Annotated in this window: 19 protein-coding genes and 2 tRNA genes; 12 read left to right on the top strand and 9 right to left on the bottom strand. The window is 38.4% G+C overall.

Going from position 1 to position 25324, the window contains the following annotated elements:
• Positions 1–14: 14 nt before the first annotated feature.
• The 4 genes from FEDK69T_RS06970 to FEDK69T_RS06955 form a co-directional block, all read right to left on the bottom strand.
• Positions 15–809, bottom strand: coding sequence for a hypothetical protein (locus tag FEDK69T_RS06970; protein WP_035630053.1), 795 nt, complete (start codon positions 807–809; stop codon positions 15–17).
• Positions 799–1551: a hypothetical protein gene (locus tag FEDK69T_RS06965; protein ID WP_023573443.1), complete on the bottom strand. Its 753-nt coding sequence runs from the start codon at positions 1549–1551 to the stop codon at positions 799–801. The genes FEDK69T_RS06970 and FEDK69T_RS06965 overlap by 11 nt, the downstream gene beginning before the upstream one ends.
• Positions 1552–1941: 390 nt before the next feature.
• On the bottom strand, positions 1942–2664 hold the full coding sequence (locus tag FEDK69T_RS06960) for a hypothetical protein (RefSeq protein ID WP_035630059.1): 723 nt from the start codon (positions 2662–2664) through the stop codon (positions 1942–1944).
• Positions 2654–3379, bottom strand: a complete 726-nt coding sequence (locus FEDK69T_RS06955; RefSeq protein WP_023573442.1) for a hypothetical protein — start codon at positions 3377–3379, stop codon at positions 2654–2656. The genes FEDK69T_RS06960 and FEDK69T_RS06955 overlap by 11 nt, the downstream gene beginning before the upstream one ends.
• Positions 3380–3754: 375 nt before the next feature.
• Between FEDK69T_RS06955 and pepE the strand changes: the two genes are divergently transcribed.
• Together pepE and FEDK69T_RS15675 are read left to right on the top strand one after the other, a co-directional pair.
• Positions 3755–4462 carry a dipeptidase PepE gene (pepE, locus tag FEDK69T_RS06950; RefSeq protein ID WP_023573441.1) on the top strand — a complete coding sequence of 236 codons (708 nt, stop codon included), beginning with the start codon at positions 3755–3757 and terminating at the stop codon, positions 4460–4462.
• Positions 4463–4537: 75 nt separating this feature from the next.
• Complete coding sequence (locus FEDK69T_RS15675; RefSeq protein WP_023573440.1) at positions 4538–5317, top strand: RMD1 family protein; 780 nt, start codon at positions 4538–4540, stop codon at positions 5315–5317.
• A 56-nt stretch (positions 5318–5373) separates the two neighbouring features.
• Here the strand turns inward: FEDK69T_RS15675 and FEDK69T_RS06940 are convergent.
• Together FEDK69T_RS06940 and FEDK69T_RS06935 are read right to left on the bottom strand one after the other, a co-directional pair.
• A tRNA-Gly gene (locus FEDK69T_RS06940) sits at positions 5374–5449 on the bottom strand.
• A 34-nt stretch (positions 5450–5483) separates the two neighbouring features.
• Positions 5484–5559: transfer RNA gene (locus tag FEDK69T_RS06935), tRNA-Gly, on the bottom strand.
• 171 nt (positions 5560–5730) lie between these two features.
• Between FEDK69T_RS06935 and FEDK69T_RS06930 the strand changes: the two genes are divergently transcribed.
• Positions 5731–6168, top strand: coding sequence for a GNAT family N-acetyltransferase (locus FEDK69T_RS06930; protein WP_023573439.1), 438 nt, complete (start codon positions 5731–5733; stop codon positions 6166–6168).
• Between the two features lie 109 nt (positions 6169–6277).
• Positions 6278–7837, top strand: a complete 1560-nt coding sequence (locus FEDK69T_RS06925; protein ID WP_051385086.1) for a L,D-transpeptidase family protein — start codon at positions 6278–6280, stop codon at positions 7835–7837.
• Here FEDK69T_RS06925 and FEDK69T_RS06920 read toward each other — a convergent pair.
• A complete protein-coding gene (locus FEDK69T_RS06920; protein WP_023573437.1) occupies positions 7826–8536 on the bottom strand; it encodes a murein L,D-transpeptidase catalytic domain family protein in 711 nt (236 codons plus the stop codon). The genes FEDK69T_RS06925 and FEDK69T_RS06920 overlap by 12 nt on opposite strands.
• Before the next feature lie 204 nt (positions 8537–8740).
• On the opposite strand from FEDK69T_RS06920, the gene FEDK69T_RS06915 reads away from it, so the two are divergent.
• The 4 genes from FEDK69T_RS06915 to FEDK69T_RS15425 all read left to right on the top strand — a co-directional run bounded on the left by FEDK69T_RS06915 (position 8741) and on the right by FEDK69T_RS15425 (position 17507).
• Positions 8741–11164 carry a DUF5916 domain-containing protein gene (locus tag FEDK69T_RS06915; RefSeq protein WP_023573436.1) on the top strand — a complete coding sequence of 808 codons (2424 nt, stop codon included), beginning with the start codon at positions 8741–8743 and terminating at the stop codon, positions 11162–11164.
• A 4-nt stretch (positions 11165–11168) separates the two neighbouring features.
• Positions 11169–13085 (top strand): 2,3-bisphosphoglycerate-independent phosphoglycerate mutase, encoded by a 1917-nt coding sequence (gene gpmI / locus FEDK69T_RS06910; protein ID WP_023573435.1) that lies wholly within the window; start codon positions 11169–11171, stop codon positions 13083–13085.
• Between the two features lie 3 nt (positions 13086–13088).
• A complete protein-coding gene (locus FEDK69T_RS06905; RefSeq protein ID WP_023573434.1) occupies positions 13089–13637 on the top strand; it encodes a thioredoxin family protein in 549 nt (182 codons plus the stop codon).
• A gap of 267 nt (positions 13638–13904) precedes the next feature.
• A complete protein-coding gene (locus FEDK69T_RS15425) occupies positions 13905–17507 on the top strand; it encodes a T9SS type B sorting domain-containing protein (protein ID WP_023573432.1) in 3603 nt (1200 codons plus the stop codon).
• A gap of 41 nt (positions 17508–17548) precedes the next feature.
• Here FEDK69T_RS15425 and FEDK69T_RS06895 read toward each other — a convergent pair whose 3' ends face one another.
• Positions 17549–18823 (bottom strand): acetyl-CoA hydrolase/transferase family protein, encoded by a 1275-nt coding sequence (locus FEDK69T_RS06895; RefSeq protein ID WP_023573431.1) that lies wholly within the window; start codon positions 18821–18823, stop codon positions 17549–17551.
• Positions 18824–18951: 128 nt separating this feature from the next.
• On the opposite strand from FEDK69T_RS06895, the gene map reads away from it, so the two are divergent.
• Positions 18952–19770 carry a type I methionyl aminopeptidase gene (map, locus tag FEDK69T_RS06890; RefSeq protein ID WP_023573430.1) on the top strand — a complete coding sequence of 273 codons (819 nt, stop codon included), beginning with the start codon at positions 18952–18954 and terminating at the stop codon, positions 19768–19770.
• Positions 19770–20540, top strand: a complete 771-nt coding sequence (locus FEDK69T_RS06885) for a class I SAM-dependent methyltransferase (RefSeq protein ID WP_035630065.1) — start codon at positions 19770–19772, stop codon at positions 20538–20540. Before map ends, FEDK69T_RS06885 begins: the two co-directional genes overlap by 1 nt.
• 60 nt (positions 20541–20600) lie before the next feature.
• Here FEDK69T_RS06885 and FEDK69T_RS06880 read toward each other — a convergent pair whose 3' ends face one another.
• The gene (locus FEDK69T_RS06880) at positions 20601–23411 is read right to left on the bottom strand and encodes a M16 family metallopeptidase (RefSeq protein WP_023573428.1); all 2811 of its coding nucleotides are present in this window, start codon (positions 23409–23411) and stop codon (positions 20601–20603) included.
• A 176-nt stretch (positions 23412–23587) separates the two neighbouring features.
• On the opposite strand from FEDK69T_RS06880, the gene FEDK69T_RS06875 reads away from it, so the two are divergent.
• Both FEDK69T_RS06875 and apaG read left to right on the top strand, forming a co-directional pair.
• Positions 23588–24841, top strand: coding sequence for a type IX secretion system plug protein (locus FEDK69T_RS06875; RefSeq protein ID WP_035630070.1), 1254 nt, complete (start codon positions 23588–23590; stop codon positions 24839–24841).
• 75 nt (positions 24842–24916) lie between these two features.
• Complete coding sequence (apaG, locus tag FEDK69T_RS06870; protein WP_023573426.1) at positions 24917–25303, top strand: Co2+/Mg2+ efflux protein ApaG; 387 nt, start codon at positions 24917–24919, stop codon at positions 25301–25303.
• The last annotated feature ends 21 nt before the right edge of the window (positions 25304–25324 follow it).

Genomic DNA, 25324 nt, shown 5'->3' with positions numbered 1-25324 from the left:
GTAAAAGAAATTATTTACTGATTTTTTTTATGATATTCTTCACTTTTTTTCTGCAGAAAATCAATCAGTTCGAATTCTTTTTTTGGATTAAGCAGCACTCTGCTTTCAGGAGAAGTATCATCACAATAGGCCAGAAACAAATCAATTTCTTCCGGTTTAAGCTTAAGGGTTTCAGTAAAGAATTGCGGATCGAATTTTTCTTTCACACCTTCGGAGAAGATTTTTTCAGTCACGTAATCAATCTTCTTTTCTTTAGGTTTGGGATTAAAAATCGCTTTGTGTACTTTTTTCCCTAAGGCCACAAAATCCATACCGCTGAAACTGTTTCCGCTGCCGGGAGTGATCTGTGCCAAAGAATTGTCTACCTTATTGTATTTAGGCAACGGATTAGATAAATCTATCTTTTTTTCATCCACATCCACCGTTTTAATTTTGAGGTTTTTGGAATCCGCTTCCAGGTTACCGGTTAACGTGTAAGGTCGAACCACAACCTCGTCGAGTTCGTTAACTTTAACCGAAAGGCGTATTTTGACAACTTCATTATCGAGATGTGACTTATTGATTATCAAAACCGATGAATTAAAGGCGATAGCACTAAAAACCAGCGTATCCCTTTCCTTCACGAACAAGCTGAAATTTCCTTTATTGTCGGTAATCGTAATCCTTTTCGAAGTAATATTTCTAACAACAATATTATCCACGTCCAAGGAATCAGCAACCACTATTCCCCGAAACAATATGCGGTTAACGTCCTGAGCCGTTACGGTTAACGACAACAGCATCAAAAAAATAAGCATTTTACTTTTCATCGGACAATCGTTTAAGATATTCAGACGCCAGCTTTACCAATTCCAACTCTATCAGCGGTTTTTTATTTTCCGTTACCAGATTAGCCAGTTCTTGATTTTCCGCTGCAAAAACAAAAAAACCATTTACCTGAGACGTTGGGATCTTTAATTCTTCAATAAAATAGGTTTCGTCAAATAGCGTGGAAAGTTTCTGCTGAAGCATTTCAGAACGCTCGACTTTAATTTCTTTTTTAATCCTGTCGGTCCTTCCGTTAATTTTATTAATTATCGGATCCACAGGCAAACTTCCTCCCAAAATCCCCAACAAATGAATTGCCTTAAAATCACCTGCCGTTTGCAACCTCCGTTCTGCAGGGGTATATGTTTTCATCCCTTTCGGAACAATTCCCAGACTAACCGCATTGATGCCGCTATCAGTAATCACAACTTCTTTTAACTGGGTCACTTTTAGCCGCATTTTCACCACAAAGGGTAGATAATCAAAATCCTCTTTTTCAATGACAATTCGCTTCTCGTTTAACTGAACGGATGTAAAAACCAATGTATCACCAGGTTTTGCGTAAATTGAAAACAATCCGTCTTCTGAAGTAGCCACTTCTTTTCCCGAAGCCCGATTTACTACATTGACTCCCTGCAAATCATTCACATCGGCAACAACTTTCCCGTTTAGAAGTTTTGCATCTTGAGCAGAACAAACCGTCACAATTAAAAAAGAAACTAAAAAAAGTAATTTATTTTTCATCTACACTAATTTAAAACTGAGCCTTATATACCATAAGAAACCCTGCTCATTGCCCATCAGGCACATATAAAAAAACGTTTCTAAGTTGTAGTGAAAACATTACACCTTAAAGTTACGTTAATTATCTGAATAACTGATATATACGCAGAAAAATTATTTTTTTAGGACTGATGCAAAAACCACACTATTGACAGAACTTCTAAAAAAGCAATCAACCTTCTATAAAGACTGATTTTTACAACAGCGCAAAAGTATTGGATGGCTTTTCTAATTTAACGCCTATAGATTCGCTTTTTTTTGTTAAATGAGTAATCCTATTCCTTTCAACACCATCCTATTCACATCCTGAGTTGTTGTAATCAAAAAAAAAGCAGAAAAAATAAAAGATCTTTACTTTTCATCGGATAGTCTTTTAATATATTCTGAAGCCAGTTTTATCAATTCAAATTTTATCAGCCATTTATTTTTTTTCTGCATAACAGTCTCAAATCCCTGATTTTCGGCAGCAAAAATATAAAACCCATACAAGTGCTCGGATGGAATCTTCAGTTCGTCAACAAAATAAGCTTGACTAAACATCAGTTCAAGTTTATGCTGCAACCTTTGACTCTTAACTGCGGCTACAATTTCTTTCTTCCGCCGTTTAGCCGTCCCGTCTAAGGCATAAACCAGACTTTTTAACGGCCCCGTTTGTGCGGTATAATACCTTCTTACAGCTCTTTCCTCCGGAGAGCGCACTTTTATTCCTTTTGGCACCAAACCCAAACTTTCTGCGGTAATATTGCTTTTTTCGATCAAAACCTCTTGCAACAGAATCACTTTAGCTTTCATCTTTACCAAAAAAGGCAGATAATCAAAATCTTCTTTTTCGACAACTATTCGCTTTTCATTCAGCTGCACAGCGGTAAAAACCAAAGTATCTCCGGGTTTTGCATAAATTGAAAACGATCCGTCTTCCGAGGTTGCCACTTCTTTTCCGGAAACCTGATTCACTACGTTAATGCCATGCAAATCTCTCACATCAGCAACCACTTTCCCACTTAAAAGCTTTACATTTTGAGCAGAACAAACCATCGAAATCAAAAAGAAAACAAAAAACGTTCTACTTTTCATCGGATAATCGTTTAAGGTATTCCGACGCCAGTTTTGCCAATTCCAACTCTATCAGCGGTTTTTTCTTTCCCCTTACCTGATTAGCCAATTCCGGATTTTCCGAAGCGAAAACAAAAAAACCATCTACCTGAGCAGACGGAATCTTTAATTCTTCAATAAAATAGTTTTCATCAAACATGGCGGAAAGTTTCTGTTGAAGCATTTCCGACCGCTCTACTTTAATTTCATTTTTCAGTTGTTTTGTTCTTCCGCTTATGGCATTAATTATGGGATCAATGGGAAGTATTCCCGGACCTGTAGTTGCTGTATAATATCTTCGCTCTGCGGGAGTGTAAGTTTTCATCCCTTTCGGAACAATCCCCAAACTAACGGCATTGATGCCACTATCAGTAATTACAACTTCTTTTAACTGGATCACTTTCTGTCTCATTTTTACTATAAAAGGCAGATAATCAAAATCTTCTTTTTCAATGACAATCCGTTTCTCATTTAACTGAACCGAAGTAAAGACCAACGTATCGCCGGGTTTAGCATAAATTGAAAACAACCCGTCTTCCGAAGTAGCCAATTCTATTCCTGAAGTACGATTTATAATATTAATTCCTTGTAAATCTTTAACATCGGCAACCACTTTTCCGTTTAATCGTTTTATGTTTTGAGCAGAACAAATCGTGACAATTAAAAAAGAAACTAAAAAAAGCAATTTATTTATCATCTACCCTAATTTAAAACCAAGCATTATACATCATAAAAAACCTGATCATTGCCACCATCGAATATTAAAAAAACGTTTCTAAATTGGAGTAAAAACTGCTGCACCTTAAATCTACGTTAAACATCAGAATTCCTGACACATACACAAAACAAAAAATTATTTTTTTTTCACGACCAATGCAAAACATAAACTATTAACGGCACGTCCAAAAAAGCATTCTTCTTTCAACAAAGAAGGATTTTTACCACAATACAAAAGTATTGCCCGGGTTTGCCAATTTTATGCCAACAGATTCGTAATTTTTTGTTAAACGGGAAATTCGATTCCTATCAATTCATTTTTGAAATTAGTTAACTTTGCGACAAAGATTTGAAAATGAAACGAATTATTATTGCCAGCACCTCAACACTATATGAAGGAAGTTATCTGGAGTACTTACTTCCCACATTAAAAACGCATTTCAAGGGAATCAACAAAATTCTTTTCATCCCGTATGCCAGACCGGGCGGAATTTCGCATGATGATTACACAAAAAAAGTAAATGAGGCTTTTGCAAAAATCGACATTGCAGTAAAAGGAATTCATGAATTTGAAAACCCTGTCGAGGCATTGCAACAGGCGAAAGGTATTTTCACAGGCGGTGGCAATACTTTCCTACTGGTTACTCAATTGTACAAAATCGGAATTATTGAAACACTTGAGAAAGTGGTAAAAAACGGAACACCATATCTGGGAACCTCAGCCGGCAGCAACATCTGCGGACTCACCATGGGAACCACCAACGATATGCCAATCGTTTATCCGCCAAGTTTCAACACTCTGGCTTTTGTCCCTTTCAATATCAATCCGCATTATCTGGATCCTATTGAAGGTTCCACGCACATGGGAGAAACTCGCGAAACCAGAATTAATGAATTCCATTATTTTAATTCGCAACCCGTTTTGGGATTGCGCGAAGGAAGTTGGCTGGAAGTGAACGACAGCAAAATAACCCTAAAAGGTGCTTTACCAGCCCGTTTATTCAAACAGAATCAGGAAGCGGTGGAACTCGAAACCGGAGCTGATTTATCAAACTTAAAATAAGCCCATTTTAAATCCACGCTGATTTATCCAAATTTAGTAAGAATTTTTTCTTAAATTTGTATAAATCAGTTGGTTATGGAGATTCGAATCGAGGCCATCCAGATTGCGGAGTCATTTAACATCAAAAAGTTCCGCACCGAATTTCGTACCGAAGCTTTTTCGGGCTCGACTTCCGAGGTATTTTATGCACTTACGGACAGCAACCGTTATCTGTATATTTTTGATTATGGCGTAGTTGTTTTTGCCAATTATGATCCTATTGGCAAAAGTGAATTCCTGAACTTCGTTACAAATTATGCGATAAATCCGGTCGATTTAAATTTATCTGAAGAATATATTATCAAAACAGATGCAACCCTCGATAAAATAATTGTCAAAAACAATTTTGTCATCACTTCGCAAATTGACCCTTCCTTATTGCGCATCGTGATGCTCAACACCGGTCAATCCGTTGCCCTGGAATATTACGAAGTACTTACAGACGAACTCATAACTTCTTCCAAACACTATATTCTTGAACTGGAACAAAAAGGCCGACTCAGTATTTCAAAAACCGATTTACTGAAATATATTGGAAAGGTTCTGAATGTCAAAAACAGCATTGTCGACAATTTATACATACTGGACGACCCCAATCTGGTCTGGGACAATGAGGAACTCAACCTGCTTAACCGCAACCTGAAGAACAATTTCGACATCCACCCACGTTTTAAAGACCTTGATTACCGCCTGCAGATTGTTGAAGATAACCTAACACTGTTTACCGATGTTTTAAACGTTCGGGAAAGCCATCGCTTGGAATGGATCATTATTATTTTGATTGCTTTCGAAATTATAATGGCACTGTTCCATTAGCGAAATCATCAAAACCCGATAAAAACAAAAAAGCCTCAAACTTTCGCTTGAGGCTTTGGAGCGGAAGACGAGGCTCGAACTCGCGACAACCAGCTTGGAAGGCTGGAGCTCTACCAACTGAGCTACTTCCGCAGGTGATGATCTTTTAAAACTTTCATCTAAGTTTTGGAGCGGAAGACGAGGCTCGAACTCGCGACAACCAGCTTGGAAGGCTGGAGCTCTACCAACTGAGCTACTTCCGCATTATTTCGGTGCAAATATAGATAAATTTTTATTCTAAAAACAAACTTTTTTTTAAAAAAATATCATGTAACTTGAAGCAACTTTTAAACTTTTTAATCATCATATATATAATTGATTTATTTTTAAACCATTAGATACAGACAACCCTCACTAAACACAACTGAAATTTTATGATTTTAATCCGTCAAATAGAAGCCGAGGACACTTTTTCTGTCAGACAACCCATTTTAAGACCGGGCAAACCAATCGAAAGTTGTCACTTCGAAGGCGATAATTTAGGAACCACTGCACACTTCGGCCTTTCGGAAAACGAAGAATTATTGGCCGTCGTTTCGCTTTTCAAAAAAAATTATCCGAATTGCTCAATTGAGAACCAATTCCAAATGAGAGGCATGGCTGTTCTGGAAAACTACCAGCGCATGGGCTTTGGCGAACAATTGGTAAAAAAGGCGGAACACTTCGTAAAAGAAAAAAACGGAAAATTGATTTGGTTCAATGCAAGAGAAATAGCCGTTCCATTTTATGAAAGACTGGGTTATAAAATTTACGGAAATCCATTCGAAATAACTGAAATTGGTAAGCATTTCGTCATGTACAAACGTCTTTAAAATGTTAAAAAACAATGACAGCCACAGTATTTTTTGTAACTTTCATAGCGCAAAAATGCTATTTACCATGTCGTGCAAATACCTCTTTTTCATACTCCCGGTGCTTTTTATGAATTGTAAAAAAGAGGTTGCTTTGGCTTATAATAACCAACAAGACTCTTTAAAGACAAAAGTAATACCCATAAATTCCCCAAAATCAATTGCTTTTGACAGTACTGCGCTATGGGACAAACCGGAGCACGTAAAAGAATTCTACCGCAATAATCTTTTCAAAACGGTTTGGACGGAAACCGAAGACCGAAAAGCGCTTATCGATATAATAAAAAATTCGGCAGACGAAGGACTAATCCCAGAAGACTATAATTTCAGCTCGCTTGAAAAACAAGAAGAAGCAAAAACAAAATTAAATTCGACTGAGATCGTAAACTTCGATATTCTTTTAACAGAATCCTTTCACAAACTAGCTAATCACCTGTACAACGGAAAACTAAATCCCAAGCAACTGTACACCGATTGGGAAACCGGCAATAAAAAAATAAAAGCGATCGATTTACTTCAAGAAGGAATCAGGCGCCATGATGTTGAAAAAACATTAGACACTTTAAAACCGAACCATCCCGTTTATCATCTTTTAAAAAAGAGCCTGAAAAAAATAAATGAAATGCCTGATGATGACTTCGACCCTATAGTCATTGAAGAAAAAATAAACCCCAATGAAAAAAAAGCAACCATTAAAGCGGTTAAAAAAAGGTTGATATATTGGGGCGACTATACTAAAGAAGATACAATAACCAATTTAACCAACATTTACGACAAGAAAACCGTGGAAGCCGTAAAACATTTTCAGAAACGACACGGATTGTTGGCTGACGGGGTCATAGGCGCAAACACCGTCACAGCCATGAATGTTTCAAAAAAACAGCGTACAGAACAAATCATTGCGAATCTGGAGCGCTGGAGATGGTTTCCGAGAGATTTAGGCAAGGAATATATCATTATTAATATCCCTGAATTCAAACTATACTTCATTAAAGACAACGATACAGCCAGGGTTCATAAAGTGGTAGTAGGGAAAGACACACGAAGAACACCGGTTTTGTCTTCACATTTAAGTAATCTCGTCATCAACCCTACCTGGACGGTTCCACCAACAATCATAAAAGAAGATTTAGGACCGACCGCCTCACAAAACAGAGGCTATTTTGCAGCAACAAGAATAACTATTTATGATTCAAAAGGCCAGGAAGTAGATCCATACAACTGGAATGCAGCCAAACCTAACAATTACAGATATGTACAAAAACCTGGAGACAATAATTCATTGGGCCTCGTTAAATTTAATTTCCCTAACGGACATCTGGTTTATCTGCACGACACCAACCATAAGGAATTATTCGAATTAACCGGAAGATCATTAAGTTCAGGATGCGTACGTGTAGAAAACCCTCTAGATCTAGCCTATTACATCCTCGAGACCGACGAAAACTATATGAACCAGAAACGGGTGGAAAAGATTATTGAAAGCGGAAAAACTTCGGGTATCCCTATAAAAAAATTCATCCACATTCACTTACTGTATTGGACAGCTTGGATGAATAAGGATGAATTTCAATTCCGGAACGACATCTATAATCTCGATTCCGAGCTATATCAAAAACTACGAGATTAGTTTTGATTGTTTTTCATATGTTCTCGAAGGATGATAGATAAATAAACACGATTTGTTTTTTATCAGGTTGATGATTTCTTTATGAATAGCAAAAGGAACCGCAGGACATCCCTGACTTCTACCTAATCTACCCTGTTGTTTGATAATGGTTTCAGCCGCATAATCCGCACCATGCATCACAACAGCTCTGTTTCTTGCGTTACTGTTTATTCCATATTCCAAACCATCCAATTTTAAGGACAATCCGTGCTTACCATTATAAGTTTCGCCCGTGGAATAAAAACCCAAACTGCTTTTGTTGGAATTTGATTCATTTGAGAAAGAAGTCGCAAATTCTTCACCACTGTTTCTCCCATGTGACACAACTGACTGTAACAAAACAGTATTAGTTACCATATCAATCACCCAAAGACGTTTTTGTGTTGAAGACAAACTAAAATCAACAATTGTCAAAATATCTCTCTGAACCACACCACGCTCCTTTAACTGATAATATCCTTCTACAGCTTTAGAAAAAGCTTCTAACTTAGGCATTGTAAAAGAATTCAATTTCAAAGAACCGTATAATTCCTTCACTTTCACTTCCATTGAAGCCCTGGTAGTTGAAGCCAGCACTTTTGGATCACCGATCTTATTTGTCGCTAAAGATGTAAACGACACAAAAGACGAAAACAATATTGGGAAAAACTTGTAACTCATTGATATTCTATTTGTTATACTTCATTTCTGATGAGCCAAAAGTATGTAAATATTTTAATCCTCCAAATTTTTTTTGCATTTAATCGGCTAAATTTAACATTTCGTCGACACTTTAAGAGCCTGATAGTTAAACATTTCTTAATATTTCTAAGGGATATGGGAAATAATTATCTTTGACATGTCAATCATCAAAAAATCAAAATAATGAAATTAAAGCTGTCCATTTTATTAAGCTTTATTTGTTCTTCCCTAGTCTTTTCCCAAGATAATCCAACGAATACAACACCAGCTAATCCGGAAAAAAAAACGCTTACCGCCTTAAAAATAGATCAAAACGTTACCATTGACGGAAAATTAGACGAACCGTTCTGGAACACGGCAGAAAAAGCTACCGACTTTATAATGTTCCAGCCCGACAACGGAAAACCGGAACTTCCCGAAGAAAAAACCATTGTTAGAATAGCCTATGACAATGAAGGTATCTATGTAGGTGCAGAAATGTATCAGGCAAAAGAAAACCTTCTGAAAGAGATTACCCAAAGGGATAATTTTGGAACATCTGATCATTTCGGCGTCTTTTTAAATGGCTATAATGACGGACAGCAGGACTTCCGACTGATTGTAAGCGCCGCCGGAACTCAAATGGACTGTATTGCCACTCAGGAAACCGGAGAAGATTATTCTTGGGATGCGGTATGGCACAGTGAAGTGAAACAGACTGATTTCGGCTGGATCGTGGAAATGAAAATCCCTTATGCCGCAATCCGATTTTCTTCCAAAGACAAACAAGTTTGGGGACTGAACCTTTTCAGGGAAGTACGGTACAAAAAACAAAAATATGCCTGGAACAAAATTGACACCAACATTGGAAACATACTTCAACAGGCAGGAATCCTGAATGGGATCGAAAATATAAAACCTCCAATACGATTATTTTTCATTCCGTACGCGTCGGGATATGTAAATCACAATGACGAAGGAACAGAAACCACTTTTAAAGGAGGGATGGACATTAAATACGGTATCAACGATTCTTTTACATTGGATGCCATTTTGGTGCCTGACTTCGGACAGACCACTTTCGACAATAAAATCCTGAACCTTGGCCCTTTCGAACAACAGTTGAATGAAAACCGCGGTTTCTTCACTGAAGGTACCGATTTATTCAACAAAGGTTCATTGTTCTATTCCCGAAGAATCGGAAGCGAGCCTTCCGGAGATGTGACCTTGGGCGAAAACGAAGAGGTCGAGAAAATGCCCACCACTATCGATCTGCTCAATGCTTTAAAAATTTCAGGAAGAACATCCAAAGGACTAGGTATCGGTGTATTAAATGCTGTCACCAAAGAAACGAAAGCAACCGTTGTAAATACAGAAACCGGCGACAGGCGAAGTGTGGTTGTAGAGCCCTTGGCCAATTACAACGTACTGGTATTCGATCAACGCTTTCGGAAAAACTCGTCCATCAGCTTTGTAAATACCAATGTAATGCGAGACGGCAGCTTTAAAGATGCAAATGTTTCAGCGGTACTCTTTGACCTGAACACCAAGGCAAACACCTATAAACTTTCAGGAAATTTCAAATACAATCACATAAACGACATCGAAGACAAAAACGGGTTTAACACCAATATTTATTTCGCCAAAACGTTCGGAAAATACCGTTTCAATGGTGGCGCAAATTATGTTTCGAAGGATTATGACATCAATGACCTGGGAATTAATTTCACGAACAATTACCATAACACATTTGCCAATTTCAGTTACCGAATCTTAAACCCGACCAAACTTTTCAACTCATTTTACCTGAATGCGAATACTTCACTTGAGTGGCAGAACGATACAGGATTGGTCCAGAATGCCTGGTTTAGCGGAAGTATGAATGCATCCAACAAAAGGAACGATGATTTCGGGATAGGAATCGACTTAAATCCGATAATAACCTATGATTTTTACCAACCCAGAACAACAGGCCGTTATGTTTACCGTCCGAAAAGTGTGGGAAGCTATATCTATTATTCATCCAATTACAACAATCCTTTCGCCATCGATTTCAACCCATACTTCTACGTTTACGAACAGGACAAACGCAATTCGTATGGATTTAACTTAAGTCCTCGTTACCGTTTCAGTGATAAATTTTTCCTGACCTACGGCTTGAATATAGCAAGAGACAACGATGATAAAGGCTATGTGGACAACACGGAAACCGACATTATTTTTGCTAACAGAAATGTAACTACGATTGAGAATTCCGTTGGTGGAAAATACGGGATTAACAGCCGAATGACTTTTAATCTGAAAGTACGTTATTATTGGTCCTATTCTGAAATAAAAAACTACCTGACCCTTTTGGAAAACGGTTATTACGAGCCTAACACCGAGTATAAGGAAAACAACAATGACAATTTCAAATCCTGGAATTATGATTTATCGTATGTATGGTGGTTTGCTCCGGGAAGTCAGGTATCAGTTTTATACCGAAATAACGCCACTCATTATGAACAGCGTTTAAATAAAAATATAATTGATAACTTAGCACATACTTTACAGAATGATTTGAATCACACGTTTTCTGTAAGTGTTAAATATTTTATTGATTATAATAAGGCCAAAAATTGGCTATAATACCATGAACAAGAAAGTAATTTTAATGATTTTGGACGGTTGGGGAAAATCTCCCGACCCGAAAGTTTCCGCTATAGACAACGCAAACGTTCCATTCATAAACAGTTTGTACACTAAATATCCGAATGCACAATTAAGAACCGATGGATTAAATGTTGGTTTACCTGATGGACAAATGGGGAATTCGGAAGTGGGCCACATGAATCTTGGCGCAGGACGAATTGTTTATCAAGACCTTGCAAAAATTAACCTGGCTGTAGAACACAAATCTTTGAATCAGGAAAAAGCTCTTAATGATGCTTTTGCCTATGCGAAGGAAAACAATAAAAAAGTTCACTTTTTAGGTTTGGTTTCCGATGGTGGCGTTCATTCCCACACATCTCACTTAAGAGGTTTGCTGGATGCTGCCCAGGATTTCGGACTGAAAAATGTATTCGTTCACGCTTTCACTGACGGGCGCGATGTTGACCCTAAGTCGGGCGCAAAATACATTCAGGATTTAGAAGAATATATGCAGAATTCTTCAGCAAAACTGGCTTCGGTTATTGGCCGTTATTATGCGATGGACCGGGACAAACGTTGGGAACGCGTAAAAAAAGCCTATGACCTTATCGTAAACGGAAGCGGAGTCCATTCCATCGATGCTGTAAATTCAATATTGACAAGCTATCATAATCATGTTACCGACGAATTCATCGAACCGATTTTGATGGTCGACATGAACAACAAACCGATTGCGACTGTTCAGGAAGACGACGTGATAATCTTCTTTAATTTCAGAACTGACAGAGGGCGTCAATTAACAGAAGCTTTATCTCAGAAGGATTTCCACGAACAAAACATGCACAAATTGGAGTTGTATTATGTTACAATGACCAATTATGACGATACTTTCGAAAATGTGCACGTTATTTATGACAAAGACAACATCACCGAAACATTGGGTGAAATCCTGGAAAAAAACAACAAAAAGCAAATAAGAATCGCTGAAACCGAAAAATATCCGCACGTAACATTCTTCTTCTCCGGTGGCCGCGAAGAACCATTTACAGGAGAAAGCCGCATTTTATGCCCGTCGCCTAAAGTAGCTACGTACGATTTAAAACCGGAGATGAGCGCTTTCGAACTAAAAGACGCTTTAATCCCCGAACTTAAAAAAGGTGAAGTTGATTTCGTATGTTTGAATTTTGCAAACGGGGACATGGTTGGACATACCGGCGTGATGTCGGCCGCCATTAAAGCCTGTGAGGCTGTGGATATCTGCGTAAAGGAAGTCATCGAAACCGCACTGGAAAACAATTACACCACCCTTGTAATTGCTGACCACGGAAACTGCGAAACCATGGTCAATCCGGACGGAAGTCCACATACCGCACACACTACCAATCCGGTGCCGCTTATTTTGGTGGACAAGGATTTAAAACAAATCTATGACGGTGTTTTAGGTGATGTGGCTCCAACCATTTTAGAGCTGATCGGAATTGAAAAACCGAAAGCCATGACAAGACATTCCTTATTGACAGCATTTTCATTGGAAGAAATCCATGAGGCACACAGTTTTGTAAAATCAGGAGCAGATTTCCCACGTTATGCAAACGAACTAAAAAACCTGGGCGTTCAGAAATACGAAAATTTTGTTGTCGACGGAACTACTGTTTATTACGGAAAAAATGATTTTTCACTAACTGGCAAACCAAAATACGAAAGCATCGAAATATCGGATGATCCTTCCACATTAGAATTGGAGCGTGTCATTAAAAACCATCAGGCAGGACAAACAGATTACAAAACTTTTGCCATTCAGGCAGCAGCTGCCGGAACTTACAAATGGGTTTGCGACTTTACCGACATGACTTGTTCCTATTATGATGCTGATGGCAATAAAATGATTGAAGAAGCCATCCCTAATTACTCACACTAATCTATGAGAACAATCATCACACTATTAGCAATAGCAGCTTCGGCAACTTTCTGTAAAGCGCAGTCAAAACCTATCCCAGGCATGACTACGGAAACTACTTTGGTGCAAACCAAAGACACTTTAATAGGGAAGCAACCTAAAGAAGCGTTGTTAAAAACCCCATACAGCCTTTGGTACTCACCAAACCACGAAAACTACAAACTGGATATAGCGTCTATAGCTGAATTAAAAAAGCACACAAAAGACGTTTCGGTTTTGGTATTTATGGGGACATGGTGTGATGACAGTCAGTTGCAAGTTCCTGGTTTTTTCAAGATTATGGAAGCCTTACAATTCGACAACACCAAGATTGCCTTGATTGCTGTAGACAAAAACAAAAAGACTCCTGAACAATTTGAAAAAGGCATGGATATTTCCAATGTCCCAACATTTATTTTCTACAAAAATGGAAAAGAAATTCACCGTATTGTTGAGCGACCAATGGAAACACTGGAGAAAGACATGCTTAAAATTCTTTCGGGACAAAATTACAAGCACGCTTATCAAAACTAAATATTGTTTGTAGCTTTTAAAAAGCTTTTACAATCAACGTAAACCAATAAAAAATCGCGCGTAAGAATTTTACATGCGATTTTTTTTTTACCAAAAGAAACTTCATTCATCAGCAAATCAGAATTATATAAGAGAACCCAATTACAGCAGTTTTGCATCTCATTAAATCCATTCTCATTTTCAATCGAGAATAAAGCAAAGTTTTAAATACATTCCAAACAAGCTAAAATTATTTTAAATACATTTGTTATTCCCTAAATAACAAAAATGAACTTTACTGTTAAATTACTTACAGCACTCCTGTTGCTTTTTTCAATTAATCTGGCCGCACAGGCAGGGGCTTCCTCCTGCGCACAACTTCAAGCGAATTACCAACTGTATCAATCCTGCGCCACCAATGTTCCTTTCTCCAATTCTACAGGTGGCAATTCAGAAACCTTTAACACGACCTGTATAAGAGAACCTTTTCACGGCCCTACATGGTTTTTTTTGGAGATTCAGAACAGCGGCCCTATCACGCTCCAGATAAGCCAAACCAGTTTATCAGGTAACGGAACAGATGTTGATTTTGTCTTATGGGGCCCCTTTGCCAACTTAAACAATATTTGCAGCCAACTTGACATTCCCAAGGAAACAGATTGCAGTTGGTTACCCAACAGCGTTGAAATTGTAAACATTCCGAATGCAGTTTCCGGGCAACTTTATGTACTTTTGATTGACAATTATTCCAATGTCCCCGGAAATATTAAGATTACGCAAATTGCAGGTACAGGCAGTTCCAATTGTGATTTCCTTTCTTCAGTTGACATCCTTGACACTTCAAACCTTGAGATAACACAATTCGATTACTGCAAACCCCAAACCAAAGATATTCTCGCAAGAGTGGACACCTCTGATTTCCCTGGGCTCCCATCAAATTTGCGATTTAACTATACTTGGTATAAAGATGGTGCTGTAATTGCTACAATCAGTAATTCCACCTCATCCACCAACACCATTACCGTTTCTGACACAGGCATTTACAAAGTAATGATTACTGCCTATGACATCACCGTTAATCCCTCAGGATCAACAGCCGGCTTAAGACAAAGCACCGATGAAATAACATTGAAATTCCACAATATCCCAGTTGTAAGCATTTCGAATACCAACACACAATGCCTAAGTACTAATCCAGCACTGAACAGCTCCATAACTAACAGTTCACAATTAAACAATGCGGTTGACATTTTAACTTATCAATGGTACTTAAACAACGTTGCTATTGCGGGAGCTACATTCACCAGTTATACCCCCAACTTACCCGGCGATTATTTTGTAAAAGTAAGCAACAGTCCTTGTTCAGAAGCCATTTCCAATACAATACATCTTATTGCAAGTCCTGATGTTACAATTTTCTCAGACGCTACAATTTGTGAAGGCGATAATTTTACCATAACATCTTCTAATGCAAATAGCTCCATAAATTCATCACTTACCTATCAATGGTATAAAGACGGTAATCCCATTCCTGGTGCTACCGGAAGCACTTATATTGTATCGGCAGCGAATCAGGCAATCAATTCGGCTGCAACCTATTATGTACAGACAACGGAACAAACTTTGTGTACAAACCAATCAAATTCTGTTGTTGTCCGCATCAATGCATCACCAGTTGTCAATTCGGCACCATTGCTTTTGCAACAATGTGATTATATAACCCCTTCCATTGATGGTATCGCGGAAACCAATCTGCTCCAAGCCTACAATTATTTAACGAACAACACGCCAGGCCTGACGCTTTATTTTTATCAGGACATTAGCTTGACCAATCTTATAACCGATCCTGTTCATTACATCAATACGGCATCTCCTTTCTCACAGACTATTTATGTAAAAATCGTCAATGAAAACATTACGCCAAATTGTACATCTTCGGGAGTTGGCATTATCAATTTAAATGTGAATCCGACCAGCATCACAGTATACCCTGACATGCCCCCGGTCTGTCCCGAATTAAACATGACTTACGGTTATGCCGACTTTAATGCACAACGCCTGTTCATTAAAAACACCTATTTCCCGACTACTAATGTTGATATTGCCTTCTATTTAACTCCATCGGATGCTTCAACGGAATTAAACCCGATTAGTAATACGTCCCAATTGCCTATTGGCACGACAACCATCTACACAAGAATCGAAACCAACAATAATTGCGATGGGATTGGAACCTTTACAATTACGGTTAAAACACCTCCGATTCAAACCTTAATTTCAACGGAAAATCTTTGTGGGTCAGACACATTCTTATTAAACAGTAAAGACCCCGAAGCCCTTTTAGGTCAAAATGCTACGGTCCAGGCAAGTTATTTTACAACATTTGACAATGCAAAAAATAACATAAGCCCAATTAACCCGAATACTGCACTCCCCCTTACAGTAGGCACCAAAACCATTTTCGTAAGATTATACGATTCCCTCACGCAATGTGTTTCTGTAGTGAATTTCGACATTCATGTTTATCCGAACCCACAATTTTCACAACCAACACCAATTAAGCTGTGCGGAACAAATTCAGCAACATTCGATTTAACCAGCCGAATTTCTCAAATAACACAGAACAACCCAATTTTACAGGTTACTTTTTATCAATCGAATGCTGATCTGATGGCCGGAAATGCAATACCGACTCCGAATGCTTTTACTTCCGGGACTACTACGGTATTCGTTAAAGTAGTGGATCCGTCTAACAACAATTGTTTCAGCACAACTACTCTGGCATTATTTATTTTGGATTTACCCGGAGCAACCAGTAACCCGACGCCAATCGAAATCTGTAATAATTCCGGAAATCCGGGATTTGAAACCTTCAATCTAAAAGTAAGGGAAACTCAAATGGCGGGAACCACGCCCCTATCGGATATCGAATTTAAATACTACATCAATTCAAATGATGCCATTACAAACAATGCAAATAACATAGTGAATCCAGCTACGTTTACAAATACCATTGCCAACTTTCAGAAAATTTATGTGAGACTTAACAGCAGGGTTAATACGGACAGTGAAACTAATCTAAAATGCTTCAGAATTCTTGAACTGGAACTTTTCGTACGACCTTATCCTGAAAACAAATTAGACACTGATCCTTATATTATTTGCATTGACAAAGACAACTATGTAACAAGCCCTGCCATAGTAGACACTCACTTATCTGAAACCGACTATTCATTTATCTGGCACAGCGGTTTTAATGCACAACCCGGAAACGAAATTGCAGGCCAAACCTCAAGTCAGTGTACCATTTCCAACGAAGGCGCATATTCCGTAAAAGTGACCAATATTTCAAATGGTGCCAACTGTTCATCGGTATTTAATTTCACTACTAAAAATTCATATGTACCGTTTTCCATAACTGCAAATCCGTCTGAATTAATTGCCTTTGGCATTGACAACACGATTACAGCCATAGCATTCCCTCCTTCAGAAGATTATCTCTATTCTGTAAACGATATGGGATGGCAAACAAGCAATGTCTTTACCAACTTATATGAAGCTGAATACATCCTGAAAGTTAAAAACAAATATGGATGTGGAGAAACCAGCACCACTTTCAGCGTTGTGGATTTCCCTAATTATTTCACACCTAACGGAGACGGCTTTCACGACACCTGGAACATCAAAGGATCTAAGGTTCTGGACGCGATTACAATTCATATTTTTGACCGATACGGAAAATTATTGAAAGAATTGAGTCCTGGCGGACCTGGATGGGACGGAACTTACAATGGTAACACCCTTCCTTCCGATGACTATTGGTTCAAATTGATTTATACAAAAGACAATGTCACCAAAGAATTCAGAGGCCATTTTGCCATGAAACGATAAAACGAAAAGGGTTAGCATCTGGATGAGCTAACCCTTTTTCTTTATATGCCTTTCAGCATAGCAAAATATTCTTTTTCCAACCATTCCTGATGATTGGGATGGGCAATTTTCACCATTTCCGCCAAACGCTGCTTTAATGTTTTTCCGTATAAATCGGCAATACCATTTTCGGTGATGATATGGTGTACATGTGAACGCGTGGTAACCACACCAGCACCTTGTTTCAAATAGGGAACAATTCGGCTCTCCCCTCTTTTGGTAACCGAAGGCAATGCAATAATCGCCTTCCCTTCTTCACTTAAAGAGGCACCTCGAATGAAATCCATTTGACCACCCACGCCAGAATACATTCTTGCTCCAATCGAATCGGCACAAACCTGTCCAGTAACATCTACTTCTATAGCCGAATTTATCGCTACCATTCTCGGATTTCTTCTGATTACCGAAGTATCATTCACATACGATGATTCCCTCATTTCGATAAACGGGTTATCATTCACAAAATCATACAACCGCTGCGAACCAATAAGAAAAGTAGCCAGTGCCCTTCCGCGGTTAACCCCTTTATAATTGCAATTAATAACATCATTCTCAATAAGGTCGACTACCCCGTCCGAAAACATTTCGGTATGCAAACCTAAATCTTTGTGATTGGTCAGTTTTGCCAGCGCCGCATTCGGAATCGATCCGATACCCATCTGGAGTGTACTTCGGTCTTCAATCAGACTCGCCACGAAAGCACCTATTTTCTCTTCCTCCGGAGAAATCGCAGCCATCCCATGACCGAGGATCACTTCATCCACTTCTACCAAATAATCAATTTCGGAAACATGCAGAATACCGTCACCAAAAGTTCTAGGCATCTTCGGATTGACCTGTGCCACTACAGTTTTGGCATTTTCAATGGCGGCCAGCGTAGCTTCCACCGAAACCCCTAATGAACAATATCCATGCTTATCCGGCGGGGAAACATGAATAAAGACCACATCTAAATGCACTGCTTTTTTTCGGAACAACTGAGGCAATTCACTCAGGAATACAGGTGTATATGAACCATTACCCGCCGCCAATGTATGACGGACATTACTTCCGATAAAAAACGAATTCACATGAAAGCTTTCCGATAATTCAGGATTCGCATAAGGTGCAGGTCCTTCTGTATGCAGGTGACACACCTCAACATTGCGCAATTCCGAAGCCCTTTCAGCCAACGCATTAGTCAAAACAGACGGCGCCGCTGCGGCAGCCTGAACATAAACCCGATCTCCGGATTGCACTACTTTGACAGCTTCTGCCGCCGATACATACTTACTCATACGCTGAATTTTTAAGTAAATTTAAACCCCATTAAGTTACGAAATCGTGACAAAAGTCATAACGAAATATCAAATAAAAATTTATCATCAGAATATTGTGTATTTTTGCTGACCAATAATTTGAAGATATGATTATCGTTAAAACCCGTGAAGAAATTGAATTGATGCGTGAAAGCGCCCTGATCGTTTCTAAAACTCTGGGAATGATTGCTTCTGAAATCAAACCAGGTGTAAGCACTTTATATTTAGACAAATTAGCCGAAACGTTTATTCGTGACCATGGTGCAACCCCTGCTTTTTTGGGCATGTACGGTTTTCCGAATTCGCTTTGCATGAGTCCGAACTCACAGGTAGTCCACGGAATTCCGACTGACAAACCTTTGGAAAGCGGAGATATTATCTCGGTAGATTGTGGTGCGTTGAAAAACGGTTTTTACGGAGATCACGCCTACACTTTTGAAGTTGGCGAGGTAAATGAAGCTACCAAAAAACTATTGAAAATCACTAAAGAATCGCTTTATGTAGGTATCCGCGAATTAAAAGTGGGTAATCGCACTGAAGACGTTGGTAACGCGATTCAGAAGTATTGTGAAGGTCATGGCTATGGCGTGGTTCGCGAATTGGTGGGGCACGGTATCGGACGTACTATGCACGAAGCTCCGGAAATGCCAAATTACGGCAAAAAAGGACGCGGCAAATTACTTGTTGAAGGCATGGTCGTAGCTATCGAACCGATGATCAACCAGGGAACTAAAAACATCAAGCAGCACAAAGATGGCTGGACAATCACTACGGCCGACAACAAACCATCAGCACATTTCGAGCATGATGTGGCAATCATTGACGGAAAACCGGAATTACTTTCCACATTCGCATATGTTTATCAGGCTTTAGGAATCACTTCCGATGAAGAAAATGAATTCAGAAAACAACCGTTAGCTATCTAATGAAGAAGATTTTCAGATTCATTTTAAACACTATTCCACGTCCGATTCTTATCCGTTTAAGTATTGTGGTGCGCCCGGTATTGGCATTTTTACTTAGAGGAAACACCTTTACCGATCCCATTGACGGGAAAAGTTTCCGAATGTTTTTACCGTACGGTTATGGGACGCAGCGAAACAACGTTTTATCGCCAAGCACACTATCGTTGGAAAGACACCGTTTGCTTTGGTTGTATCTAAAAAACGAAACCGATTTTTTTACGGCATCTGAAAAGAAAAAAGTATTGCATTTTGCTCCGGAACAGGAATTTTACAAGCGTTTCAAAAAGCAAGCTAATATAGAATACACCACAACCGATTTGTTTTCGCCGTTGGCTGATGTTAAGGCTGATATCTGCAATTTACCGTTTGAAGAAAATTCGTATGATATTATTTTCTGTAATCACGTTTTGGAACACATTCCGGATGACACCAAAGCCATGCAGGAATTATACCGTGTATTAAAACCTGGCGGCATAGGGATTTTCCAGATACCACAGGACCTATCAAGAGCTACTACATTTTCAGATGATTCCATCACGGATCCCAAAGAACGGGCAAAAATATTTGGACAGTATGACCACGTCCGTGTATACGGAAGAGATTATTTCGACAAATTAAGAAGTATCGGCTTCAGAGTTACCGAAGAAGATTACACCAACAAAATTGCACCCGAACTGGTTGAAAAATATTGTTTGGCAAAAGGAGAAATTATTCCGGTTTGCTACAAATAAAAAGCGCTGCCATGGCAGCGCTTTTTGTTTAACTATTCGTTTTTGATATGATTGAATTGATTAAGATTTTTCAGGCATTAGCATTCCTACCACTTTATCTTTGGTAAGATATTTTTTAGCAACATCCTGAACTTCCTTAGCTGTTAAAGCATTTACTTTTTCTTCGTATTTCAATACTTCTTCAGCATTTTGATCATTCGTATAAGATCTGATAAAATTAGACAACCAGAATCTGTTTTCTTTGCTCTCTTTTTTGAAATCCAGCAATTCCCCTTCTTTGAACTTCTCCATATCTTTTGCTTCCGGGCCGTTAGCGATGATTTTCTGAAGTTCGTTTAAAGCCGAAGTCGTTAACTTCTCAGCATTATCAGGTCCGCAAGGGAAACTAATGTTAAAATTAAAATAACCGTAAGGCATCTTCATCATACTTCCTCGGGCATTCACACCATAAACGCCGCTTTCATTTTCACGTAATTGCTCCACTAATTTGATAGTCAGTACCTCGCCAAGCGCTTGCAGGGCAAAAGCATCTTTAGCAGAATATTGCGCATCCCCATAATACATGATATTCACCGTACTCTTAGGATCTTTTCCTTTATTAACCACTTTTTTGTGCTCTCCTTTCAACATTCGGTAACCTAAATCTTTAGCTTTTTCTTTCATTGGGGCTGCAGGTAACGACGCTAAATATTTTACCGCATAGTCTTCAATCACCTTATCATCAACGTTTCCTACGAAGAAAAATTCGAAATCGGCAGCATTCGCAAAACGCTCTTTGAATTTATCATAAGCCAGTTTATAATCGGTTTCCGCCCATGTTTTGTCTGTTGGAACCAAACCGTTAAATCTTGGATTTTCCTTATTCAGATACGTATAAAACTCCTGTTGGAAATAAAAAGCCGGCTGAGATGTCATGTTTTTATAGAACGCTGACTGTTTTTGCTTGTAACCTTCAAAAGCTTCCGCATCATAATTCAGATCGGTAAAATAAGCATACGTTTGCTGGAATAAATACTCAAGATCTTTTGGCGTTGCATTCCCTCTTAAACCTTCGGTTGTATTACTAATGTATGGAGCAACATTCGCGATCTTACCAGTCATAAATTTATTGATATCGTTCAGTTTCAAACCGGAAAAACCTGCTTCAGCCAAAGCGCCGTTTGCAAACTGAATTTTTTTCATTTCCGCATCGGAATACAAATTCGTTCCTCCAAAACTTACTGCTTCAAAGACTACTTCATCATTTTTGAAATCCGTTTTCTTGTATGTCACTTTTGTACCATTAGACAGGTACAATGTTTTGGTTCCCAATTTTTCATTGCTTTCGCGTCGGATAACAGTTCCTGGGTTTGGTTCGGCTTTCAACAATCCCTTGGCTACAGCAACATCTTGATAAGCGGTAATTTCGGAATCATTAACTTTCAATGCATTCAGAACCTCCTGTTCCGTTGGTTTTTTAAGATTCTCTTTTTCCGGACCGGTTAAAACAACCACACGGTTTTCATCTTTAATAAAACCATCCATCAAACCATTAATATCTTTCAATTCTATTGAAGGCAAAATCTGTTTAACAGTTGCATATGTCCATTCGATTCCTGGCGTTGGTTCCTTTTTCAAGAAATGCAATTGATATTCGCCTACAAAATTCGCCGAATTTGTTTTATCTCTATCGTTATATTGTTTTTCAATTTCCGCCGTTATTTCTGCTTTGGCTCTATCCAATTCACCTTGCGTGAATCCGAATTTTTTAGCTCTTTGATTTTCTCTGACCAAAACTTTTAACGCCTCGATTTGCTTATCTTCCTGAGACATGGCTACCGACTGGAAAGCTTCCTTGTTTCTAGCCCAAGTTCCCCCGTGAAACGAATATCCGTATGTAAACGGCGGAGTAGCCGAATTTGTAAGTTCATCAAGACGTGCGTTTATCATGGATGAGAACAAGCCTTCGGCCAATTCATCCTTCAAATCTTTCAGGGTAACTAAAGGTTTTGGCAAACCGGCATCTTTATACATCAATTGCACCTGAGCACTTGACGCTTCCTTATCGCTTTCAATGGCAACAAAAGTTTCTTTGTGATTCGGCACATCAAATGTTTTTCTTGGTCTTTCGTTTTTCGGATTTTGGTAATTCGAGAAATGGTCGATGATTTTTTTCTCCATTTCCGCCACATCAATGTCTCCCACTACGATTACGCTCATCAAGTTAGGACGGTACCAGTCCTTATAGAAACGGATTAACGATTCATGCTTAAATTTTTCAAGAATTTCTTTTTGTCCGATTGGCAAACGTTTTGCATAATGCGAGTTGTACATCAGTTTAGGCATAAAGCGCCCCATCATACGTTTTTGAGCACCTAACCCTAAGCGGTATTCCTCTAAAACAACACCTCTCTCTTTATTGATTTCTTCCGGAGTCAAAACAGCGTTGAAAGCCCAATCTTCCAAAATCTGAAACCCTTTTTCCAGTTTTTCAGGACTGTCAGTAGGAATTGGAAGGAAGTAAACTGTTTCATCAAAACTTGTATAGGCATTTAAATGCTGACCGAATTTTACTCCGATGCTTTGCAGGTAATCCACTAATTGATTTTTAGGAAAACGTTTTGTTCCGTTAAAGCACATGTGCTCCATAAAGTGAGCCAATCCTTGTTGGTCGTCATCTTCAAGAATGGAACCCGCGTTAATGACAAGACGTAAATCGACTTTACTTTCAGGCTTGGCATTTTTCTTGATGTAATACGTGAGTCCGTTTTTCAATTTTCCGGTTTTTACTTCCGGATCAAACGGAATTGTCTTTGAAAGATCCATTTCCTGAGCGAAAATCATCGCCGGAAACAGAAACAATCCAAAGGTTAGTTTGTTAAATTGTTTCATGATTTCAATTAAGTTGTTATTTTTTTGTAAAACTATTCATATAACTTAAAAGTAGGTTTTTTATTATAATTACTTTAACACAATTCGTGAAAAGGGCAAAAACAAGGAAAACAAAAACAGTTTGAAATCGATGTTAATCCTTATATTTACACTTTAATCCCTTCATGTTTATCAAGATGACTCAAAGAAAAATTTATACTCTTTTACTAATATGCATGAGTCTTTTCAATGCCTTTGCACAGGTTGAAAACGAAGTTGCTCCGCCTTTTAACATTAAAAGTGTGGCATTTGTGCAAAACGAAAACGTCACGATTCCGATATTCCGTTTAGGCGAACCTTTTCAATTGGAATTTGATGATGTTTACGGAAACGAAGCCGATTACTACTTTACCATCACCCAATATAATTATGATTGGACTCCAACCGATTTAGGCAAAGCTGAATACATGAGAGGAATCGATAATCAACGCATCATTAACTACAAGAATTCGTTTAACACGCTTCAGATATACTCCCATTACACTCAAAGTTTCCCGAATAAATTCAATCAGATTTTACTGACCGGCAACTATATGCTGAAAATCTTTAATTCAAGTCAAGAATTGGTTTTTTCACGCAAATTCATCATTTATGAAGACCGTGTTCCGGTAGCGGTTCAGGTTAAACGTTCCCGCGATTTGGAAATCATCGACCACATGCAAAATCTGTATTTTACCATCAGTACGGTAAATTATCTTCTTCAAAATCCTATTCAGAATGTTAAAATCGCCTTGTTTCAAAACGGGCGACTGGATAATGGCATATACAATATCAAACCACAATATACCATTGGCAACGAATTGATTTACCGTCATGAAAAAGAAACGCGGTTTTGGGGCGGAAATGAATTTTTAAATTTCGAAAACAAAGACATTAGGGCAGTCGCTAACAATGTAGCACATGTAAGTGCGGGCGATCTTTACAATTCGCATCTGTACATGAATGCTTCGCGAAAAAAGAATTCGTACACCTATTATCCGGACATTAACGGAAGTTTCATGCCCAACAACATCAATGCCGAAGACAACAATATCGAAGCTGACTATGCCTGGGTATACTTTATACTAAACACGAATACCTTCATGGATAAAAACGATATCTATATCGGCGGAATGTTCAACAATTTTGCACACACACCGGAATATAAAATGGATTACAATGCCGAAAAAGGATTGTATGAGAAAGCACTTTTAATCAAACAAGGGTTTACGAATTACCAATATGAGATTGTAGATAAAAACGGAAAAGTCGATTTTGAAAATGCCGTCGACGGAAACTATTGGCAAACCGAAAACAATTATTTTGTTATTGTCTATTACCGCGGAAACAATGACCGTTATGATCGCGTTATTGGCAAAGGAATCGCAACTTCAACAAACATAACGAATTAAAAAAGTCATAATTTTTACAATCAAAAATAAATAATTTGCTATTTTTGAAGTTACAACCCAATTTTTACAAAAAATATGGTTTCACAAATAACGAGCGGCATTAAGATTTCGGTGTTAACTAGTTTTGAGGGGACATACTTCAAAAACTATAAGATTCACTTTGCCTTCAGTTATGAAGTAACCATAGAAAACCAAAGTAAAGATTCTGTACAGTTAAATTCACGCCACTGGGAAATTTACGATTCACTTAATGATCTTGAAATCGTTGACGGAGAAGGTGTTATTGGAAAAAAACCAGTCTTAAAACCCGGAGAAAAACACACTTACAGTTCAGGCTGCCTGCTTTCATCCCCTTTCGGCGCAATGCACGGCTATTTTAACATGGTGAATTTCACAACCACGAGAAGTTTCCGCGTTATCATTCCCACTTTCAAATTGAGCGCGCCGTTCGCCTTAAATTAATCCTAAAAATTACAATAGCAT

Source organism: Flavobacterium enshiense DK69 (assembly GCF_000498495.1).
Taxonomy (GTDB): domain Bacteria; phylum Bacteroidota; class Bacteroidia; order Flavobacteriales; family Flavobacteriaceae; genus Flavobacterium; species Flavobacterium enshiense.
This window is presented reverse-complemented; position numbering and strand designations above follow the sequence as displayed.

Coding starts and splice junctions, on each gene's coding strand:
- FEDK69T_RS06970 (WP_035630053.1), bottom strand. CDS start 809: ATGAAAAGTAAAATGCTTATTTTTTTGATGCTGTTGTCGTTAACCGTA.
- FEDK69T_RS06965 (WP_023573443.1), bottom strand. CDS start 1,551: ATGAAAAATAAATTACTTTTTTTAGTTTCTTTTTTAATTGTGACGGTT.
- FEDK69T_RS06960 (WP_035630059.1), bottom strand. CDS start 2,664: ATGAAAAGTAGAACGTTTTTTGTTTTCTTTTTGATTTCGATGGTTTGT.
- FEDK69T_RS06955 (WP_023573442.1), bottom strand. CDS start 3,379: ATGATAAATAAATTGCTTTTTTTAGTTTCTTTTTTAATTGTCACGATT.
- pepE (WP_023573441.1), top strand. CDS start 3,755: ATGAAACGAATTATTATTGCCAGCACCTCAACACTATATGAAGGAAGT.
- FEDK69T_RS15675 (WP_023573440.1), top strand. CDS start 4,538: ATGGAGATTCGAATCGAGGCCATCCAGATTGCGGAGTCATTTAACATC.
- FEDK69T_RS06930 (WP_023573439.1), top strand. CDS start 5,731: ATGATTTTAATCCGTCAAATAGAAGCCGAGGACACTTTTTCTGTCAGA.
- FEDK69T_RS06925 (WP_051385086.1), top strand. CDS start 6,278: ATGAATTGTAAAAAAGAGGTTGCTTTGGCTTATAATAACCAACAAGAC.
- FEDK69T_RS06920 (WP_023573437.1), bottom strand. CDS start 8,536: ATGAGTTACAAGTTTTTCCCAATATTGTTTTCGTCTTTTGTGTCGTTT.
- FEDK69T_RS06915 (WP_023573436.1), top strand. CDS start 8,741: ATGAAATTAAAGCTGTCCATTTTATTAAGCTTTATTTGTTCTTCCCTA.
- gpmI (WP_023573435.1), top strand. CDS start 11,169: ATGAACAAGAAAGTAATTTTAATGATTTTGGACGGTTGGGGAAAATCT.
- FEDK69T_RS06905 (WP_023573434.1), top strand. CDS start 13,089: ATGAGAACAATCATCACACTATTAGCAATAGCAGCTTCGGCAACTTTC.
- FEDK69T_RS15425 (WP_023573432.1), top strand. CDS start 13,905: ATGAACTTTACTGTTAAATTACTTACAGCACTCCTGTTGCTTTTTTCA.
- FEDK69T_RS06895 (WP_023573431.1), bottom strand. CDS start 18,823: ATGAGTAAGTATGTATCGGCGGCAGAAGCTGTCAAAGTAGTGCAATCC.
- map (WP_023573430.1), top strand. CDS start 18,952: ATGATTATCGTTAAAACCCGTGAAGAAATTGAATTGATGCGTGAAAGC.
- FEDK69T_RS06885 (WP_035630065.1), top strand. CDS start 19,770: ATGAAGAAGATTTTCAGATTCATTTTAAACACTATTCCACGTCCGATT.
- FEDK69T_RS06880 (WP_023573428.1), bottom strand. CDS start 23,411: ATGAAACAATTTAACAAACTAACCTTTGGATTGTTTCTGTTTCCGGCG.
- FEDK69T_RS06875 (WP_035630070.1), top strand. CDS start 23,588: ATGACTCAAAGAAAAATTTATACTCTTTTACTAATATGCATGAGTCTT.
- apaG (WP_023573426.1), top strand. CDS start 24,917: ATGGTTTCACAAATAACGAGCGGCATTAAGATTTCGGTGTTAACTAGT.